The following is a 14,312-nucleotide window of genomic DNA, read 5'->3' as shown; positions in this document are numbered from 1 at the left end:
GCCTTCATCACGCCGCCGCTCCGTCGAGCGCCCGCCGTTCGCGCGCGGTGAGGCCGCCGGCGATGCCGAACCTCTCGTTGCGTGCGAGCGCGTCGTCCAGGCACTCCTGGCGAACGTGGCAGTGGCGGCACCGCCGCTTGGCCCGCTTCACTTCGGGGTCGTCGGCAGCTTCCCGCTTCGGGTACCAGTCGTCCGCCTGGGCGACACCGACGGAGATGAGCTGGCGGCAGTAGGCGCGGGCGGTCCAGTGGTCGCCGTGGGGCATGTCGAGGTCGTAGGTGCTGCGGCTCACGGGGTCCTCCTGGTGCACGGCCCTGGCCCGGGGGTCCCGGGGCCAGGGCCGCGGCCCGCCCGGGCCCGGCCGTTCGCGCTACGGCCGGGCCCGGGATGGTGGCCCGTCTCCGCCCCCGAGCGGTGACGGGCGTGCGGGTCCAGGCCCGGAGGCGTCCCCCCGGCGCCTGCCGAGCCTGGACGTGTGTGGCCCACCTCGCCCTCACCCCCCAGCACGGGCGAGGTGGGCCGCCGGACGGCGTTGCAGCGCCATCCGGCGTGTGCCCTGACGGCGGCTCCCACCCCGCCGTCGGGCACGGCCCACGTGACCGGCTCCGCGAGAAGCAGCCCGTGGGCGTCACCGCGGCCGGAGCTGAGCTCGACGGCGGCGGTGAGTCTGGTGGTGGTCATCGGCCGGCCTCCGCGGCAGCGAGGGCCTGCCGGATGGCGATCGCCGACTTGCTGCCGAGCCCGGTCCGGCCGGACTCGACCTGGCTGACGGCGGTCTGAGTCACGCCAGCACGGCGTGCCAGCTGCCGCTGGGTGAGGCGGAGCTCGCGGCGTCGCTGGGCGAGTTGGTGACCGCGCTTGGCGGCCAGCGCCAGGCGCATCTCGACGGCGTCTGGGCCCTCCCCGTGGATGTGGAGGGCTTGGACCTTGAGGGGACGCAACCAGCTGCTGGTCAGGTTGAGCCGCTGATTGACCCATGCCTCGATGAGCTCGGTGGCCGCCTCGACGGCCGGCGCGGTCGCCAGCTCGAACGTGAGGGTGATCTTGGCGGTCATCGGCCACCCCCGACGGCGACCCAGACGACGGCCATGCTGAGCAGCCAGAGCAGCGCCAGGATGGCGGCCGCGTGGCTCGGGCCGACCAAGTCCAGGCAGCGGCCGACGCGCGCGAGGAGGGCTCTCATCGCCGCCTCCCGAACAGCAGAGCACCGAGCCGGAGCGACCGGCGGCCGGAGGGCTGGGTGGCGCGCACCAGCGCCTCCAGCTCCGCCTCAGGAACCCGAAGGCGCGAGAGGTCGCCGACGGGCTCCGGCACCTGCTCCAGCTCCATCGCCAGGGCGTGGAGCTCACGCCAGATGTCCGTCGGCCGGCGAGCGGCGATACCGCGGAGGCGTGCGGCGATCTGCTGGTGCGTCATGATCGCCCCCGCAGGTACTCGAGGAGCTCGGCGCCGGACATGATCGTCAGCGAGGGAGTGGGCGCGGTCCGCATCTTCTCAGCGACCTCGCGGGCGCGGCGGAACCGGAGGCCGGGGGCTCCGGCCATGGCGGCGCGGGCGTCGGTGTGGCAGTCGCGAATCGTGGTGATCTGGTCGTCGTCGAGGTCGCACACCTCGGTGGGAAGGCCGTGCAGGTCCCAGCCGGTGATGGCGATGGGTCCGGCGTAGGGCCACACGCTCGCGCCGAGGCCTGTGAGGACCAGGCCGCCGACCAGGTTGCGAGGCAGGCCCAGGCGATGGCCGTCGTCGTTGACCCACCCCGACCACACCGGGATCGCGCCGAACGACGGCAGGCGAACCTGAGCGGGCCCTTCGGGGCCGAGCTCGGCGCGCCAGTCGCCGTCCTTGATGTGCAGCTCGTCGTCGTTGTCGATCAGTGCGTATCTCACTCCGCACCTCCGAGGATGAGGTCGGCGATGCTGACTGCGGCCACGAGGATCCGGCAGGCGAGGTCGTCGCACGGCTGCCCGTCCGGGTGCTGCCCTTCGAGGGGCGGGTTGCCCTCGATCAGGTCAGCCACTGCCTCGAGGAGGTCGGGCAGTGGCCCGGCCAGGCGCGGGTCGACGAGCGCGATCCAGTTGGCGTCCGCCTCAGGGTCGCCGAGCTGGTGGGCGCCTTCGTTGTCGTCCTCGCGGCCGAGGGTGTCGAGGACCTGGGCGAGCTGGGCGCCGTAGCTGAACGAACTGCGCGAGGTCTGCTCGATGTCGAGGCCGATCGTGTCGCCGTTGCCGACCTGCCAGTCGCCGGGGGTGGTGTCGGTGGCGGCCGCGCGCATGCGGATGGCGGCGGCGCGCAGCTTCTCGGCGGCCGTCATGACTCGCTCCGCGTGTATCCGGCGGCCAGGACGGCGCGGGCGATGGCCTCGGGCGTCCAAGCGCCGTTGGTGGCGGCGTCAATGACATCCGCGAGCTGGCCGACGCGCTGCGCGTCGGTCTCCTCAGCGAGGTCGGCGGCGGTGGCGTACCAGGCGGCCAGGTCACGCGCCTCGGCGGGCGCCATGTCGTCACCGGTGGGTGTGACCATCGGCCGAACCTTGCCGTGGCGGGTCATGGTCGCGTTGGGCTGGTAGCGGGGCAGGAGGATCGGCGGTTGCTGCCCGGCGGCCCGGTACAGCTCGCGGACGATCTTCGGCAGGTCGGCGGCCGGAACACAGGCGCCCCTCGCCGAGATCAGGCAGGCCGTTGCCTCACGCTCGGCGCAGGGCTCGATGGTCAGCCCGCAACCGTCCAGGTCAGCGTAGGTGTACGTGTAAGTCATGACCCCTCCCGGGGCAAGATGCGGATGACGCGGTTCGGACCGACGGCCATCCCCCAGTCGCCGGAGTAGGCCGTGCGGGCGCCGGCTCCGAGCTCGGCGGCCAGCCCGCCGCTGTACGACTCGAACCGGTCGACGGGGTAGTGCCGCCCGAGGTGGACGATGACGTCGCCGACCACCAGGTCCCGGCCGTAGACGGGGACACCCCACGCCGGGTCGCCACCCTGGGGAAGCGGCGGCGGCCCGTCAGGCGCGGGGGTGGCGGCGTTCTTCCCGCGGCGGCGCTGGGTGCGCGCGGCGGCGCTCTGCTCAGCCGTGAACTGGCCGCCGTACCAAGCGGCTTGCGCGTCGCTGGCGAACCGGCCGGGCGTGGAGCGGCTCATGATTCACCTCGCCAGAGCTGCTCGTACTCGCGCGCGGGCCGGAAGTCGCGCTCGTATGGGCGGAGCCGCCGGAGGTCGCGCCAGCTGCGGACGCTCGCGTGCGCCTCGTTGGCCAGCCGGATGGCGATCTTGATGGCGACGAGTCCGAACATGCCGAGCACGGCGCACATGAAGATGAAGGCGATGACGCGTCCGATCTCAGCCATTGGTCTTCACCCCTGCCGCTTCCGCCCAGGCCGCCAGGTCGGGGTGCTCGCCGAACACGGCCTCAGCGACCGCGCCGTTGAGGGCCGTAGCAGCGGCCAAGGCGGCGGTGAAGTGCGCCAGAGCGGCCGTGGCCATCGCGTGCAGCATCGCGCTCGCCTCGCGCCGCTCCTCCAGCGAGAGGTTGGTGTTCAGAGCTGCATCGCGCGGGATGTCCAGGGCTTCGAGCAGATGCTCACCCTCGCGGTAGTGATCAACGCCGCTTGCCACGGCGGTCTCCCTTCGACCGGTCGGTCAGGCGGACGACGTCGGCCTTCATCTCGGCGACCTCGCGGGCGATGGCCTCGGCCATCAGCGCGACCAGGTCGATCGCCTCAGGCTCACGCTTCGTCATGACCCCTCCCTGACGGCCTGCGCAGGCTTAGCGTCGAGCCACACGACGCGGGTGGATCCGCCGTGGCCGTGAATCGCGATCGCGTCGTCGAGGCTGACCCAGCACACGGTGGACGGCCGGTCGCCGCGCCAGCGGACGGTCACGGAGCCGTCCGGCCACTCGACGCCGTCGGCGACGTTGCCGGTGCCTGACACGCCGCTGGGGTCGGCGTCGCGGCGGAGCACGAAGCGGCGGGTCATGCCCCCTCCCCCGGCTTCACGGTGGCGGGCCAGCCGTTGGGGCCCGCTGAGGGCTCCTCCGGAGCGAACGGCACGGTGTCCTGAGGCTGCTCCGGCGCGTCCTGGTGCGGCTCCTCCGTCTCGGAGACGACCTCACCCTCCCAATCAACCTCGGGCAGCTCGGACTCGCCGGCCTCGTTCTCGCGCTGAAGCAGCTCGACCAGCTCGGGCGACTGCGGCACCCAGTCGGCGAGGCGGCGGACGGCCGACTTGCGCCACATGGCGTCGAACTCGGTGTGCCAGGTCGAGTTGAACCAGCCCTTGTCGGGGGTACGGGCGAACCCGTCGGGGTCCTCGCGGCGGTGCCGCTCGGCGAGGGCGTACGCCTTGCTGTACTGGTCGCGCACCTCTTCGGCCTCGGCCCGGTTCAAGGTGATGATCTTCGACCGACCGCCGCCCTTGATCTCGGCGTACGCGTAGGCCAGGACGATCGGGCCGCGTTCGCTGGAGAGCACGTCCGGCTCGTGCCAGAACGTGCCGCCGTCGCCGATGCGGTACTGCCACGGGTCGTTCTCGTGGATGAACTCCGCAACCACGCTGGTGACGCGGCCGGAGCGGTACATGAGCTCGACCAAGCCCTGCCACTGGGCGATGAACGTCGCCTTTTCGCCGTACGGCACGATGGCGGCCTGCTTGGTGCCGGGCTCCAGTCCGAGCCTGGCCGACTCCAGCATCGCGGCGAGCAGGCTCTCGGGGGTGCAGTCGAGCAGCTTGTCGTTCTTCTGCACGCAGGTGAGGGCCATGCGCAGGAACCGGTCGACCGACACGTGCTGGGGAAGCGCCATGTTGAACTGGGGCTTCATCTGCTGGAACAGTTGGCGGACGCTGGAGACCTTCGCCTTCTTGGCGATCTCCTTGGACTGCGGCCGCCGTCCGCCGGTGCGCTGGGTGACGCGGTCCTTGAGGTTGGTCATTCGGGGCTCCCGGGGACGCGGAGTACGCGGGCGCGGAACGCCGTGTACTTGTCGGGCTGGTGGGTCTTGAGCGCCTCAATGTCGAGCACGCTGACGCGGCGCTGGTACCTCTCGGCGATGCGCGGGTGGGCTTCGCGGAAGCGCTTGGGGGCGAAGTTGCCGTTGCGCTTCCAGCTGTAGAGCTCGCGGCCGGGGGCGAGTGCGATCTCCGCGTCGCCGAGCTTCTGCTTGAGCTTGTTTTCGATGCCGTCGAGCTCCCGCTTGAGCTCCTTGCGCTCGTCGAGGAGCTCGCGGCGGCGGGCGAGCAACTTGTCGGCCTCGGTGATCTCCTCGGGTGAGAAGAACCGCATGCTGTCGGCCTTCACGTCCCACATGTGCGAGAGCAGCTCGTCGGTGGCCTCCAGGTCTCCCGGCTCCGGCGGCACCCCGGCCACGACGTGTTCGTGCCAGAAGTCGTTGACCGCCTTCACGAGGTGGTCGATCAGTTCCTGGTCGTACGCCAGCCGGAAGTGCACGAAGTCGTCGTCGAGGAGGCCGGCCACCCACGCCTTGCGGTAGCCGGTGACGGCCATGCCCCAGTACGCCTGGATGGCAGGCCCGTCCGGCGGCTCCCCGCCACGCCAGTCCTCGGCGCGGGCGGAGCGCCAGGTGCGGGTCTTGCACTCCAGCACGCCGCCGTCGCCGCCGATCTCACCGCCGATGTCGTCGAAGACGGCGCGGTCGATGTTGACGAGCATGTGCGGGTGCTGGGCGTGCTGGAGCGTTCCCGGCGAGTCGACCACCGCGAGGCCGGTCTCCTCGGCGAACAGCTCCGCCACGAGGCTTTCGAGTTTCTGGCCTCGCCGGGCGGACCGGTCGAGCTTGGCGTCGCGCCGTTCTTCGAGCTCGCCGCGCTTGTCGAGGTAGACGTGCAAGGGCCCGCGCCGCTTGTCCATGCCCAGGATGGCCGCCACGTCGCTGCCGCCGATCCCCTGCCGGCGGACGCCGAGCCATTCTTCGCGGGGCAGACCGGCGGCGGCGAGCAGGCGCGCGGTGGGGGTGATCAGGTCGCTCACGGTGCTGGGCATGCGCCCTCCTGGATCTGCACGTGCAGCTCGGTGCCGTCGCCGTAGACGACCGTGAACTCCTCGGTGAAGCCCTCCTCGCCAGGCCCCTGGTAGGCGTCAACCACGTCAGGCATGCGGCCGGCGTGACCCTGGAACGCCGCGCGGAGCTCTGTGATGCGCGGGTTCATCGGCGGCCGCCCTTCGCAAGGGCGGCGCGCAGGCGAAGTGCCTTGCGACCGACGCGCTTGGCCAGGATCAGACCGCGCTCGCGCATCGTCTGGCGCAGGCGCGCCTCGACCCGGGAGCCGCCGGTCCGCAGCGGCGCCATGTAGGCGTCGGGGTCATCACCCTTCTGGAACTGCGCCCAGGCGTCCCACTCACTCTGATCAGGTCGGATCGCAGGCATGGTGGCCGTCTCGGGCGATGGGTCGCGCGGTGGTGTCAGGGCGCTCATGGGCTCGGTCTTGGCGTCCGCGACGGCGCGGTGGCGGCCGGTCACAGGTCGCCCTCCTCTTCGGGCTGGCGCTGGGCCTCAGCCAACTCGGCGACGCGGGCGACGGCGGCGTCCAGCTCGGGGTCGTCGCCGCCGAACGGCTCGTTGGTGGGCTCCGGGGCCACGGTGGGGTCCTGAAGCGGCCCCGGAGCGTCGTGGGGCGCGCTGTCCTCGGCGGGGGTCAGCGCGTCTTCGAGGGCGGCCAGGTCCTTGTCCCACATGGCGGCCTGGCCGGCGAGGGCCTGGGCGAGCTCGCGCGCGGCGCGGATCGCGTGCAGGTCGTCGCGGCGCACCTCGATGCGGCGGCTGCCGAAGTCGAACATGGACCAGCCGTCGTCGAGGCGGTGCCGGATCTGTTCGGGCGAGATCTCGCCGCGGTCGTAGTGCGGGAGCACCATCTATCGGCCCTCCTGGCAGGTGTTGGCGTGCACGCCGCCGGTCTGGGGCGCGCCGCAGGTGCAAAGGGGGATGCGGCGGTCGCGCAGTTCGGTCCGGATGGCGAGCAGCGCGTCGTCGCCGAGGGTGGCCGGGCTGCCCTCGTTGGCGTAGCCCTGGGCCTCGTTGTGCCTGGCGATCAGGTCGGCGGTCGGCAGCGGCTGGACGTCGGCGGTCAGCGCTTCCATGCCACCCCCCACCGGATCATTAGGGTGAGTCCGGCGCTGCCGGCCCCCACCACCGTGCTGGTCGACCAGCCGTAGGCCACCGTCCAGCCGGCCGCGGCCGCAGCCTCGCCGAGCCCGGCCGCGAGCAGGACGCCCGGGCCGCACTGGTGAGGCAGGCGCGGGATCGCGGCCCAGGCGCGTGCGATGAGGGTCAGGGCGCGCCGCCACCAGGCGGGACGCTGGTGGGGGGTAGGCCGGGCGGCGGCCGCGTCGCGGGCCGGCCGGGGCTCGGTGGTGGGCCGGTGGTGGCGGCCGTGGATGCGCGGGATCTCGCCGGTGATGCGGGTGAGCTCGTCGATCACGGTCATCGCGCACCGACCTTCGAGAGCATGACGCGGTCGATCTTCCGGGCCGGCAGGATCACGGCCGGGTCGTAGACCGCGACGATCTCGGCGCGCTCGCACTCGATGGAGTCGTCCGGCAGGTCCGGGTCCGGCCCCGACTCGCCCACCGGCCGGGCCACGTACAGGGAGCCGTAACGCTCCGGCCGGTCGATGTGGAAGCCGCCCTGAGCGAGCACCGTCCAGCATCCGGCGTTGGCGCGGGCGAGATCCTTGTCGTGGGTGAGGTACACGCGGTCCAGCCGCATCCGGTCGGCCTCGACCCCGTGGGTGTGCGGGTCGAACCCTCGCGCGGCCATCCACTGCGCTGTGGTGACGACGCCGGTCACGCTGGGCGGCAGCAGCAGGTCCCCGGTCTTGAGTCCGGGAGCTCCGCCGTGCCAGAGACGCTGGTCGGTCATGCCGTCACCTCGACGGTGTTCAGCACAGCGGCCAGCTCGAGTGAGTCCCAGCCGGCGAACCGCTGCTCGTGCTGCGCGCGGTGGACGGCCGTCGCAAGGTCGCGGTCCCTGCCGGCCAGCGGCCGCCACTGGCCTTCGCAGCGGCGGAACGCGAGGTAGGTGCGGGCGCGGTGGTCATGCGGAGTGGCCGAGACGACCACGTCGAGGTCACCGCCGGGGCGGCGGGCGATGTGCTCGACGGCGTACGTCTCGTACTCGCCGACGATCATGCGGCAGGCCGGGAGCGTCAGCGCTTCAGGCGCGCGCATGAGGCCCTTCCCCCAGGCTGCCTTCGGCAGCTCGTAGTACTCGGCGGGGTTCGGCCGGAACGCGCGGTGGTCTCCGTTGCCGTTGGGGACAATCTCGGTGGCGAGGCCGAGTCGCAGTCGGTGGACCAGCTCGTTGAGGGCGCTCATGCCGCCACCTCGCACAGCTCGGACACGATCAGGTGCAGGCGGGGCAGGTCGTTGGCCGCCCAGAACAGGTGGCTGGCCTGCTCCGGCTCCAGGCCCAGCAGCCGGGTGGCTCGGGTCCGGACGTGAACGGCGCGCAGCGGTTTGCCGTCCCAGCCGTCGGCTGGCCCGTACACGGCCACGTCGTGTCGCCGGTCGTGCCGCACGGGCTTGAGGAGCCAGGACAGGTCGTGGCCGGGGTCAGGGATCGCCCACCGGCCGCCGTCGATGATCGCGGCGTGCGCGGCGAAGCAGTGCCGCCAGGATGCCTGCCGCCAGTCGTCGCGGTGGCGGTCGATGTGCACGAGCGTCGCGCGCAGCAGCTCCGTGTTGATCTTCACCACGACACCTCCGCCAGGCGGAGGGCGTCCGTGACGGCGGGGTCGATCGGCTCGACGTAGAGCAGGCCCATCTTGTCGGCGACATGCCGGGCGTGGTCCTGCAGCTCGTACAGCTCGATCCCACGTGCGGTGCCGTAGCAGAACGGCGGCTGGCCGGGCCGGTGCTCGATGATCTCCAGCGGCGGACGGCCGTCCGGGAGTGCCTCGCCGAGCACGAGCTCGTCGGCGGGCACAAGCCGGATCGTCATGTGGTGGACCTGGTCGATCAGCTCGGCCACCTGCTGGCGGATGCCGTCGAGGTCGAGGTCGCCGGCGAAGAGCGCGTCGGCCTGATCGGAGGTGAGCCCGAGCAGGCGCGCGGCGCGGGGATAGGGGTGGACCGCGTTCGTGCCGTCGAGGGCTTCATAGGACGGCTCGCCTCGCTCGGCATGCAGGAGCGGCGTGTCGCTCACCCATCGGCCGCCGGCGAGCTGGGCGGTCCATCCGGCGAAGCACATCGCGGTCTGGCAGCGCCAGGTGCGCTGGTTCCACGTCTCGGGGTGCGTCTCGATCTGCTGCAGCACCTTGCGGAGCAGCACGGCGTTGATGGCCATGGCTATGCGCTCCGCTTGGTCTCGGTGTCGGCCAGGATCGCCTGGACCTCGGCCTCGCGGTAGCGGCGGTGGCCGCCGAGCGTCCTGATGGACGTGAGCTTCCCGGCCTTGGCCCAGCGGGTGACGGTCTTGGGATCGACCCTGAAGATCGCGGCGACCTCGGCGGGGGTGAGCAGGAGCTCGTTCTGCAGGTTGCTGGCCACGGTGTAGTCCTTCCGGTTGGGTGGTTGAGCGGTAGGGTGAGAAGCGGCGGCAGTTAGTCCTTCCGCCGGGCCTGGCCAGGTAGGACTGGCCAGGCCTTATGCGTGCTTGGGGGTTACGGAAGGTCAGCCGCCGTAGACGTGGTAGCCGCCGTTCCAGTCCCAGCTCTTCTTGGCCAGTTCGGTGCCGTCGGCCTTGGTGACCCACGCGGTGTCGGCGTCGTTGTTGTAGAACTGGCCGTAGGTGCCGCAGTCGGTGTCGCTGTTGGCGTAGAGCCGGTACTCGTCGCCGACCTTGATGTCGCCGCCGACGCGCTGCCCGTTGAGGACGGTCACGTACTCTCCGGCCGCGATCTCGGTGTTCGTGCCGGGCCCCGGCAGGTCGGTGATTTTGTAGGTGTTGCAGTTGTGGGCGCGGTTCGCCAGAGTTCGGCCGTGCGCCCAGTTGTCCTCGACGAGGACGTTGGCGATGTCGACCGCGTGGTCAGACACGTTGCGGAAGGTGACGTACTCGCGGTTCCGGTTGGCGAAGCTGTCCGCTCCCATGGCGTCCGTCCCGACGCGCACGATCTTGAGGTCGCCGGCGGCGGGAGCCGGGGCGGCGGCCGCGGTGGCCGACGCGGTGGTCGCCAGGCCGCCGAGCATCAGGCCGGTGACCGTTGCCAGGGAGATGAGGATCTTCTTCATCACGAACTTTCTGTTGTGGGTTGGCGGCGGGTGACCCCGCCGGTTACGCCGCCTCGTTGATCGGGCGGACGACTTTGGAGCCCTTGGGGGCGGTGCTGGCGAAGATGCGGCGGAGCTTGACGATCTGCTCGCTGGTGAGCGGCGGGGCCTCGGCGACGATCCGCTCGATCGCCGCGGCGCGAGCCGTCCAGTACTCGGGGCTGCCGTAGGTAGGCGTCTTCGGGTCGCGGGTCACAGGGGCTCCCCGCAGTTCCTGCACTTGCGCCGCGACGGCTCGTTGTTGGTGCCGCACTCGTCGCATGTCTTCATCTGCGGCCGAGGCGGCTGGGGGCTTCGCGTCGCGCGACGTCGCTTCATGCCGACTTCACCTCTTCGTGTGCCTGCGGCATGAGGTCGGCGATCGTGCAGTCGAGGGCGGCGGCGATCCGCCCGAGGACTTTCGGGGAGGCGTTCGCCCTGCCGTGCTCGATGCTCGACAGGTAGCCCTTCGAGATGTTGGCGAGGCGCGCGAGCGCCTGCGCTTCGAGCCCCGCCGCGACACGCCTTCGCCGGATGCGTTCCGGATCTTGGTTCAGTCGGCGTTCGTTCACGGGGCAAAACTACACAAGACCGAAGAGAACAGCAATGCCATTTGCTGCTTTTTTCTTCGGTAAGGCCCACCTCTCCTTCATGACATGTTCTGACCAGCACGGTTCGCTATGGTTCTCTGTAGTTTCCTCACCAGACAGGGCAGGACATGAGCTCTCCAGAGGCACCAGCAGAAGGCGCCCTCATCCGGCTAGCTCGCAAGGCCCGGGGCCTCAGCGTCAAAGAAGCGGCCAAGCTGGCACCCATCCGGCTCGGCGAGTCACGCTGGTACCACATCGAGGCCGGCACCGAAGGCAAAGGCAAGACCGTCGTTGCCCCCGACGAGACCTTGGCGCACATGGCCCACATTGTCGGCCTCACCCCTGAGCGACTTGCGGAGGTGGGCCGCGACGACGCCGCAGCCGTTCTGCAGGAAATCATCCGTCAGAGCTCGCCCCCCACCTCGACGCAGAGCGAGCCCCGGGAGCCTGACCGTTACCTACAGCGCATCCTCGAACTGTGGCCGCAGACCGTCGAGTGGCAACGCCGCACGGTGCTTGGCGTGCTGGAGCAGGTGATCCGGGAGGCACCGGACACAGCGGGCCATTCCGGCGACATAGAACAGCAGCGGCGCATCGGGTGATCCGAGTGCTTAGGACGACCTAACGTTACAGATCAGTCACAAGAGGGCCGGAGGGGTGGAAAGACGCGGCTGGTAGACGTGCGATAGATGCTCGACGCCTGGGAAGCGCGCAGACGAAGCTTCGACGGGGAGGCACGCAATCCCATGCACTACCAGCACCACCGGCACCCATCCTCTGTGGATGATCACCCCGGCGCGGACCATCGGCTCGAGGAGATCCAGGCCCGCCTGCGCCGCATCGCTACCCTGTCGGCCTGGGCCGAGCACTGGGCGAACAAGGTGACCGCGCTGGAAGGCGCCCTCACCCACGCCGAGACAGAGCTCGAGGACATGCGCCAGGAGCTGTCGTTCTGGCGGCGCAACCGCGCGCAGGCGGCCGCGCAGGACTCCGGGGAGATGCCGCCCCCGCACTACCTGGCCGCTGTCCGCACGCCGCAGACGGAGGAGTATCGCACCGTCGCCGTAGACATCGACGGCGAGGAGTGGATCGTGGGGCTGAGGCGAGACCGGCCAACCGGGTTCAACCCGGTCCAGGAACTGAACGACTGGCACAAGCTCGTCGCCGCCGTCCGAGAAGTGCGCGCTCAGATGCGGGAGGAGATGTGATCGCCCGCCTGCCCCGGATCATCTACAAGCGCCTGCCCGACGGCCAAGATTGGACCGTTCTGAAGGTCGACGGCGAGGCGGTGATCGTCGTCAACGAGGCCCTCGGCGATTCCGAGCGCCGCGCCGCGCGCAAGGCCGCCCGCGCAAGCATCCATAGGGACAGCAGCACAGCATGGATCCCCTTGCCCCTTGTGGTCGGCGCCGACTGGCTGGCGCGCAAGAGCAGCACGCCACTCGGCGCGGCCGTCAGCGCGAGCGTCATCACCGGCGCCGCCGTCTACGGCATCACTACCAGCTCGAGCCAGCCCACTCACATCGCCGAACCGCCAGCTGTGGTCACCGTTCAGGCCACGCCCACCGGCACGCCCACCACCACCCCGCCGGCCAGCGCAACACCTACGCGTCGCTCAAAGTCAGCGCGGCCCAACTTACCCGCCTCGACGGCTCCACCTTTACGCACCGACTTCACCTTGCCGCCCCAAGAACCGACCCCAGACCGCACGGCGAGGCCCGCCCGCACCACACGGCCACCGGCACCACCCACCGAGGCAACGTCACCGCCAGCTACGGAACCCTCCGCACGCCCCGAGCCACCAACGACGCAGGCGACGCCCTCATTGCCCGCCACCGCGCAGGCCCGCTCGTCCGTCCAGTCGCCGCCATCAGCCGAGGCAGAACCGCCTGCAGCCGACGCCCCGACCACGGCGATGGCAGGTCAGGCCGGCTGCTCGGGGATCCGCCTACGTGTCGATCTCGACCCGCTCGCCGACCTCGACACGTGCCTCCTCGGCTGATCTGCCCGCCCACACGATGCGGGTGAACTCCCAGTCGCTGTAGTTGATGCGTCCTCGGCCCGCTGGGAGAACCTCGATCCGATCCGTCAGCGCGCGGATTACTTCGCGCTTCTGGATCAAACCGAGGTCCTCCCAGCGGGCCCGCACCACGGCGGGGTCTGCATCGACCAGGTCGTCGAGGAGCGGCAGCCGGGCTTTCCGCATCGCACGGACACGCGCCTCCAACTGGTCGATCTTGGGTCGCAGCCGCTGCTCGATCCGCTTGAGCCCTTCAGGGGAGAGCTCGCCCTCGGCCGCCTGGTCGTAGAAGACTTCAAGCCGCCGCCGCTCGACCACCACCATCTCCTCCAGCTGGCGCACCTGGGTCTGCGCGTCCTCGTCAGCGGCCAAGATGGTTGAGGCGTCCTCCCGGGTCAGGTAGCCAAGGATCACGTCCACGACGAACGACTCCAGCCGAGTCTGCAGCCGGGAGACATGGAAGGAGGATCCACCCTGAGGCACCCGGCTGTAGCAGCTGTAGGCCAGCTTCCCGCGGTTCTTCACCAGCCTCATCTGGCCGCCGCACACACCGCACAGCGCGATGCCGGACAGCAGGTGCTTGATCGTGGTGTCGCGCGTCCGGCGCCGAGAAGGATCCGACAGCCTGGCCACGCAGGCGTCGAACACGTCGACATCGAGGATGGCCGGCCATTGCGCGGGGCCGATGTCCTTGCCCTGGTGGATGCGCCGCGCGATGTAGCCCGGGTTGGTGAGCTGCTCCTTGACCTGGCTGGGGAGCCAGCCCCCGAGCGCGCGTCGCGGCGTAGGGACGCCGCGGCGGTTGAGATCCATCGCGATCTCGTAGAGCGCCTGGCCCTGCAAGATGCGGCCGGCGCACTCCCGGATGACGTCGGCCGGGTTGTACCACCCGATGCACATCAGCCGGGAACTCGGCGCCATGCAGGTGCCTGCGATGGCGACGAGCTGGCGGCTGTCGACGACTTGGCGGAGAAGCTGACCGGTTGCCGGGTCGTACTCGCGCCGGTAGCCGTACAGCAGCTTGCCGTGCGGCATTCCAGCGGCTGCGGTGGCAGCGGTCGAGCGGCGCACTCGCTGGCTCGTTTTCTCGCTCTCGTAGGCGGCGTCGACGCCTTCCTCGGCGAGCGCTCGCCAGTCGCGTGGCTTGCGCACGTCGTAGGTGTGGTCGTGGCTGGTGATGTGGATCAATACTCCGAGGCGGCGACAGGTGTTGAGCAGGCGAGCCCACATCTCCAACTCGCGGTCTCCACGGCTGGGCTCCCACAGCAGGATGAGGTCGAAAGCTTCTGCATCCAGGTCATCGAGGAGGCGGCGCCACTCCTCCCGGGCCTTCGTCGCGAAGCGGGAGGCGCTGCGATCGTTGTCGGTGTACGTTGCGACGACGTTCCATCCTTCGCGGGCACACCGCCGGCGGCCGTCCTGGTCCTGCTCGGTCACCGACTTCTCGCGCCGTCGCCGATCCTGGCTGACACGGTTGTAGAGCGCAGCTCGTAACGACATGGCCC

At 70.6% G+C, this 14,312-nt stretch carries 31 protein-coding genes; 3 read left to right on the top strand and 28 right to left on the bottom strand.

Going from position 1 to position 14,312, the window contains the following annotated elements; all coding sequences use genetic code 11:
* Nucleotides 1-7 precede the first annotated feature (7 nt).
* From ACGF0J_RS21780 to ACGF0J_RS21650, 27 genes are all read right to left on the bottom strand, one after another.
* Complete coding sequence (locus ACGF0J_RS21780; protein WP_393148481.1) at nucleotides 8-292, bottom strand: WhiB family transcriptional regulator; 285 nt, start codon at nucleotides 290-292, stop codon at nucleotides 8-10.
* Nucleotides 293-677: 385 nt separating this feature from the next.
* Nucleotides 678-1,055 carry a helix-turn-helix domain-containing protein gene (locus ACGF0J_RS21775; RefSeq protein ID WP_393148479.1) on the bottom strand — a complete coding sequence of 126 codons (378 nt, stop codon included), beginning with the start codon at nucleotides 1,053-1,055 and terminating at the stop codon, nucleotides 678-680.
* On the bottom strand, nucleotides 1,052-1,183 hold the full coding sequence (locus ACGF0J_RS21770) for a hypothetical protein (RefSeq protein ID WP_393148478.1): 132 nt from the start codon (nucleotides 1,181-1,183) through the stop codon (nucleotides 1,052-1,054). The genes ACGF0J_RS21775 and ACGF0J_RS21770 overlap by 4 nt, the downstream gene beginning before the upstream one ends.
* Nucleotides 1,180-1,416: a hypothetical protein gene (locus tag ACGF0J_RS21765; protein WP_393148476.1), complete on the bottom strand. Its 237-nt coding sequence runs from the start codon at nucleotides 1,414-1,416 to the stop codon at nucleotides 1,180-1,182. Before ACGF0J_RS21765 ends, ACGF0J_RS21770 begins: the two co-directional genes overlap by 4 nt.
* Nucleotides 1,413-1,886, bottom strand: coding sequence for a hypothetical protein (locus ACGF0J_RS21760; RefSeq protein ID WP_393148474.1), 474 nt, complete (start codon nucleotides 1,884-1,886; stop codon nucleotides 1,413-1,415). The genes ACGF0J_RS21765 and ACGF0J_RS21760 overlap by 4 nt, the downstream gene beginning before the upstream one ends.
* Entirely contained in the window at nucleotides 1,883-2,311 is a 429-nt protein-coding gene (locus ACGF0J_RS21755; protein WP_393148472.1) for a hypothetical protein, read from the bottom strand. The genes ACGF0J_RS21760 and ACGF0J_RS21755 overlap by 4 nt, the downstream gene beginning before the upstream one ends.
* The gene (locus tag ACGF0J_RS21750) at nucleotides 2,308-2,754 is read right to left on the bottom strand and encodes a hypothetical protein (protein ID WP_393148470.1); all 447 of its coding nucleotides are present in this window, start codon (nucleotides 2,752-2,754) and stop codon (nucleotides 2,308-2,310) included. The genes ACGF0J_RS21755 and ACGF0J_RS21750 overlap by 4 nt, the downstream gene beginning before the upstream one ends.
* A complete protein-coding gene (locus ACGF0J_RS21745; protein WP_393148468.1) occupies nucleotides 2,751-3,134 on the bottom strand; it encodes a hypothetical protein in 384 nt (127 codons plus the stop codon). Before ACGF0J_RS21745 ends, ACGF0J_RS21750 begins: the two co-directional genes overlap by 4 nt.
* The gene (locus tag ACGF0J_RS21740) at nucleotides 3,131-3,340 is read right to left on the bottom strand and encodes a hypothetical protein (protein WP_393148466.1); all 210 of its coding nucleotides are present in this window, start codon (nucleotides 3,338-3,340) and stop codon (nucleotides 3,131-3,133) included. Before ACGF0J_RS21740 ends, ACGF0J_RS21745 begins: the two co-directional genes overlap by 4 nt.
* On the bottom strand, nucleotides 3,333-3,608 hold the full coding sequence (locus ACGF0J_RS21735; protein ID WP_393148464.1) for a hypothetical protein: 276 nt from the start codon (nucleotides 3,606-3,608) through the stop codon (nucleotides 3,333-3,335). Before ACGF0J_RS21735 ends, ACGF0J_RS21740 begins: the two co-directional genes overlap by 8 nt.
* The gene (locus tag ACGF0J_RS21730; RefSeq protein ID WP_393148462.1) at nucleotides 3,592-3,732 is read right to left on the bottom strand and encodes a hypothetical protein; all 141 of its coding nucleotides are present in this window, start codon (nucleotides 3,730-3,732) and stop codon (nucleotides 3,592-3,594) included. Before ACGF0J_RS21730 ends, ACGF0J_RS21735 begins: the two co-directional genes overlap by 17 nt.
* Nucleotides 3,729-3,971: a hypothetical protein gene (locus ACGF0J_RS21725; protein ID WP_393148459.1), complete on the bottom strand. Its 243-nt coding sequence runs from the start codon at nucleotides 3,969-3,971 to the stop codon at nucleotides 3,729-3,731. Before ACGF0J_RS21725 ends, ACGF0J_RS21730 begins: the two co-directional genes overlap by 4 nt.
* Complete coding sequence (locus ACGF0J_RS21720) at nucleotides 3,968-4,924, bottom strand: recombinase RecT (protein ID WP_393148457.1); 957 nt, start codon at nucleotides 4,922-4,924, stop codon at nucleotides 3,968-3,970. Before ACGF0J_RS21720 ends, ACGF0J_RS21725 begins: the two co-directional genes overlap by 4 nt.
* Complete coding sequence (locus ACGF0J_RS21715) at nucleotides 4,921-5,991, bottom strand: YqaJ viral recombinase family protein (RefSeq protein WP_393148455.1); 1,071 nt, start codon at nucleotides 5,989-5,991, stop codon at nucleotides 4,921-4,923. Before ACGF0J_RS21715 ends, ACGF0J_RS21720 begins: the two co-directional genes overlap by 4 nt.
* Nucleotides 5,976-6,104, bottom strand: a complete 129-nt coding sequence (locus tag ACGF0J_RS21710; protein WP_393148452.1) for a hypothetical protein — start codon at nucleotides 6,102-6,104, stop codon at nucleotides 5,976-5,978. The genes ACGF0J_RS21715 and ACGF0J_RS21710 overlap by 16 nt, the downstream gene beginning before the upstream one ends.
* A gap of 50 nt (nucleotides 6,105-6,154) precedes the next feature.
* The gene (locus ACGF0J_RS21705; protein ID WP_393148450.1) at nucleotides 6,155-6,469 is read right to left on the bottom strand and encodes a hypothetical protein; all 315 of its coding nucleotides are present in this window, start codon (nucleotides 6,467-6,469) and stop codon (nucleotides 6,155-6,157) included.
* Complete coding sequence (locus tag ACGF0J_RS21700) at nucleotides 6,466-6,861, bottom strand: hypothetical protein (RefSeq protein WP_393148448.1); 396 nt, start codon at nucleotides 6,859-6,861, stop codon at nucleotides 6,466-6,468. Before ACGF0J_RS21700 ends, ACGF0J_RS21705 begins: the two co-directional genes overlap by 4 nt.
* Nucleotides 6,862-7,086, bottom strand: a complete 225-nt coding sequence (locus ACGF0J_RS21695; protein ID WP_393148446.1) for a hypothetical protein — start codon at nucleotides 7,084-7,086, stop codon at nucleotides 6,862-6,864.
* On the bottom strand, nucleotides 7,074-7,433 hold the full coding sequence (locus tag ACGF0J_RS21690; RefSeq protein WP_393148444.1) for a hypothetical protein: 360 nt from the start codon (nucleotides 7,431-7,433) through the stop codon (nucleotides 7,074-7,076). The genes ACGF0J_RS21695 and ACGF0J_RS21690 overlap by 13 nt, the downstream gene beginning before the upstream one ends.
* Entirely contained in the window at nucleotides 7,430-7,867 is a 438-nt protein-coding gene (locus ACGF0J_RS21685) for a hypothetical protein (protein WP_393148442.1), read from the bottom strand. The genes ACGF0J_RS21690 and ACGF0J_RS21685 overlap by 4 nt, the downstream gene beginning before the upstream one ends.
* Nucleotides 7,864-8,322 (bottom strand): hypothetical protein, encoded by a 459-nt coding sequence (locus tag ACGF0J_RS21680; RefSeq protein WP_393148440.1) that lies wholly within the window; start codon nucleotides 8,320-8,322, stop codon nucleotides 7,864-7,866. The genes ACGF0J_RS21685 and ACGF0J_RS21680 overlap by 4 nt, the downstream gene beginning before the upstream one ends.
* Nucleotides 8,319-8,699 (bottom strand): hypothetical protein, encoded by a 381-nt coding sequence (locus ACGF0J_RS21675; RefSeq protein ID WP_393148438.1) that lies wholly within the window; start codon nucleotides 8,697-8,699, stop codon nucleotides 8,319-8,321. Before ACGF0J_RS21675 ends, ACGF0J_RS21680 begins: the two co-directional genes overlap by 4 nt.
* Nucleotides 8,696-9,292, bottom strand: a complete 597-nt coding sequence (locus ACGF0J_RS21670) for a hypothetical protein (RefSeq protein ID WP_393148436.1) — start codon at nucleotides 9,290-9,292, stop codon at nucleotides 8,696-8,698. The genes ACGF0J_RS21675 and ACGF0J_RS21670 overlap by 4 nt, the downstream gene beginning before the upstream one ends.
* A gap of 2 nt (nucleotides 9,293-9,294) precedes the next feature.
* On the bottom strand, nucleotides 9,295-9,495 hold the full coding sequence (locus ACGF0J_RS21665) for a BldC family transcriptional regulator (RefSeq protein WP_393148434.1): 201 nt from the start codon (nucleotides 9,493-9,495) through the stop codon (nucleotides 9,295-9,297).
* A gap of 123 nt (nucleotides 9,496-9,618) precedes the next feature.
* Complete coding sequence (locus tag ACGF0J_RS21660) at nucleotides 9,619-10,179, bottom strand: lamin tail domain-containing protein (protein WP_393148432.1); 561 nt, start codon at nucleotides 10,177-10,179, stop codon at nucleotides 9,619-9,621.
* A 43-nt stretch (nucleotides 10,180-10,222) separates the two neighbouring features.
* The gene (locus ACGF0J_RS21655) at nucleotides 10,223-10,414 is read right to left on the bottom strand and encodes a hypothetical protein (protein WP_393148430.1); all 192 of its coding nucleotides are present in this window, start codon (nucleotides 10,412-10,414) and stop codon (nucleotides 10,223-10,225) included.
* A gap of 118 nt (nucleotides 10,415-10,532) precedes the next feature.
* Complete coding sequence (locus ACGF0J_RS21650) at nucleotides 10,533-10,769, bottom strand: helix-turn-helix domain-containing protein (protein ID WP_393148428.1); 237 nt, start codon at nucleotides 10,767-10,769, stop codon at nucleotides 10,533-10,535.
* 146 nt (nucleotides 10,770-10,915) lie between these two features.
* Here ACGF0J_RS21650 and ACGF0J_RS21645 point away from each other — a divergent pair, with 146 nt between their 5' ends.
* From ACGF0J_RS21645 to ACGF0J_RS21635, 3 genes are all read left to right on the top strand, one after another.
* Complete coding sequence (locus tag ACGF0J_RS21645; protein ID WP_393148426.1) at nucleotides 10,916-11,389, top strand: helix-turn-helix domain-containing protein; 474 nt, start codon at nucleotides 10,916-10,918, stop codon at nucleotides 11,387-11,389.
* Between the two features lie 87 nt (nucleotides 11,390-11,476).
* On the top strand, nucleotides 11,477-11,995 hold the full coding sequence (locus ACGF0J_RS21640; protein WP_393148424.1) for a hypothetical protein: 519 nt from the start codon (nucleotides 11,477-11,479) through the stop codon (nucleotides 11,993-11,995).
* Nucleotides 11,992-12,789 (top strand): hypothetical protein, encoded by a 798-nt coding sequence (locus ACGF0J_RS21635; protein ID WP_393148422.1) that lies wholly within the window; start codon nucleotides 11,992-11,994, stop codon nucleotides 12,787-12,789. Before ACGF0J_RS21640 ends, ACGF0J_RS21635 begins: the two co-directional genes overlap by 4 nt.
* Here the strand turns inward: ACGF0J_RS21635 and ACGF0J_RS21630 are convergent.
* The gene (locus ACGF0J_RS21630; protein WP_393148420.1) at nucleotides 12,736-14,307 is read right to left on the bottom strand and encodes a recombinase family protein; all 1,572 of its coding nucleotides are present in this window, start codon (nucleotides 14,305-14,307) and stop codon (nucleotides 12,736-12,738) included. The genes ACGF0J_RS21635 and ACGF0J_RS21630 overlap by 54 nt on opposite strands.
* Nucleotides 14,308-14,312 lie beyond the last annotated feature (5 nt).

The organism is Nonomuraea sp. NPDC047897, from assembly GCF_043204415.1.
Classification (GTDB): domain Bacteria; phylum Actinomycetota; class Actinomycetes; order Streptosporangiales; family Streptosporangiaceae; genus Nonomuraea.
This window is presented reverse-complemented; position numbering and strand designations above follow the sequence as displayed.

Excerpts from the sequence above, each read along its gene's own strand:
- ACGF0J_RS21775 (WP_393148479.1), bottom strand. The coding sequence starts at position 1,055 with ATGACCGCCAAGATCACCCTCACGTTCGAGCTGGCGACCGCGCCGGCC.
- ACGF0J_RS21770 (WP_393148478.1), bottom strand. The coding sequence starts at position 1,183 with ATGAGAGCCCTCCTCGCGCGCGTCGGCCGCTGCCTGGACTTGGTCGGC.
- ACGF0J_RS21765 (WP_393148476.1), bottom strand. The coding sequence starts at position 1,416 with ATGACGCACCAGCAGATCGCCGCACGCCTCCGCGGTATCGCCGCTCGC.
- ACGF0J_RS21755 (WP_393148472.1), bottom strand. The coding sequence starts at position 2,311 with ATGACGGCCGCCGAGAAGCTGCGCGCCGCCGCCATCCGCATGCGCGCG.
- ACGF0J_RS21750 (WP_393148470.1), bottom strand. The coding sequence starts at position 2,754 with ATGACTTACACGTACACCTACGCTGACCTGGACGGTTGCGGGCTGACC.
- ACGF0J_RS21745 (WP_393148468.1), bottom strand. The coding sequence starts at position 3,134 with ATGAGCCGCTCCACGCCCGGCCGGTTCGCCAGCGACGCGCAAGCCGCT.
- ACGF0J_RS21740 (WP_393148466.1), bottom strand. The coding sequence starts at position 3,340 with ATGGCTGAGATCGGACGCGTCATCGCCTTCATCTTCATGTGCGCCGTG.
- ACGF0J_RS21730 (WP_393148462.1), bottom strand. The coding sequence starts at position 3,732 with ATGACGAAGCGTGAGCCTGAGGCGATCGACCTGGTCGCGCTGATGGCC.
- ACGF0J_RS21725 (WP_393148459.1), bottom strand. The coding sequence starts at position 3,971 with ATGACCCGCCGCTTCGTGCTCCGCCGCGACGCCGACCCCAGCGGCGTG.
- ACGF0J_RS21720 (WP_393148457.1), bottom strand. The coding sequence starts at position 4,924 with ATGACCAACCTCAAGGACCGCGTCACCCAGCGCACCGGCGGACGGCGG.
- ACGF0J_RS21715 (WP_393148455.1), bottom strand. The coding sequence starts at position 5,991 with ATGCCCAGCACCGTGAGCGACCTGATCACCCCCACCGCGCGCCTGCTC.
- ACGF0J_RS21710 (WP_393148452.1), bottom strand. The coding sequence starts at position 6,104 with ATGCCTGACGTGGTTGACGCCTACCAGGGGCCTGGCGAGGAGGGCTTC.
- ACGF0J_RS21700 (WP_393148448.1), bottom strand. The coding sequence starts at position 6,861 with ATGGTGCTCCCGCACTACGACCGCGGCGAGATCTCGCCCGAACAGATC.
- ACGF0J_RS21695 (WP_393148446.1), bottom strand. The coding sequence starts at position 7,086 with ATGGAAGCGCTGACCGCCGACGTCCAGCCGCTGCCGACCGCCGACCTG.
- ACGF0J_RS21690 (WP_393148444.1), bottom strand. The coding sequence starts at position 7,433 with ATGACCGTGATCGACGAGCTCACCCGCATCACCGGCGAGATCCCGCGC.
- ACGF0J_RS21685 (WP_393148442.1), bottom strand. The coding sequence starts at position 7,867 with ATGACCGACCAGCGTCTCTGGCACGGCGGAGCTCCCGGACTCAAGACC.
- ACGF0J_RS21680 (WP_393148440.1), bottom strand. The coding sequence starts at position 8,322 with ATGAGCGCCCTCAACGAGCTGGTCCACCGACTGCGACTCGGCCTCGCC.
- ACGF0J_RS21670 (WP_393148436.1), bottom strand. The coding sequence starts at position 9,292 with ATGGCCATCAACGCCGTGCTGCTCCGCAAGGTGCTGCAGCAGATCGAG.
- ACGF0J_RS21660 (WP_393148432.1), bottom strand. The coding sequence starts at position 10,179 with ATGAAGAAGATCCTCATCTCCCTGGCAACGGTCACCGGCCTGATGCTC.
- ACGF0J_RS21645 (WP_393148426.1), top strand. The coding sequence starts at position 10,916 with ATGAGCTCTCCAGAGGCACCAGCAGAAGGCGCCCTCATCCGGCTAGCT.
- ACGF0J_RS21640 (WP_393148424.1), top strand. The coding sequence starts at position 11,477 with ATGCTCGACGCCTGGGAAGCGCGCAGACGAAGCTTCGACGGGGAGGCA.
- ACGF0J_RS21630 (WP_393148420.1), bottom strand. The coding sequence starts at position 14,307 with ATGTCGTTACGAGCTGCGCTCTACAACCGTGTCAGCCAGGATCGGCGA.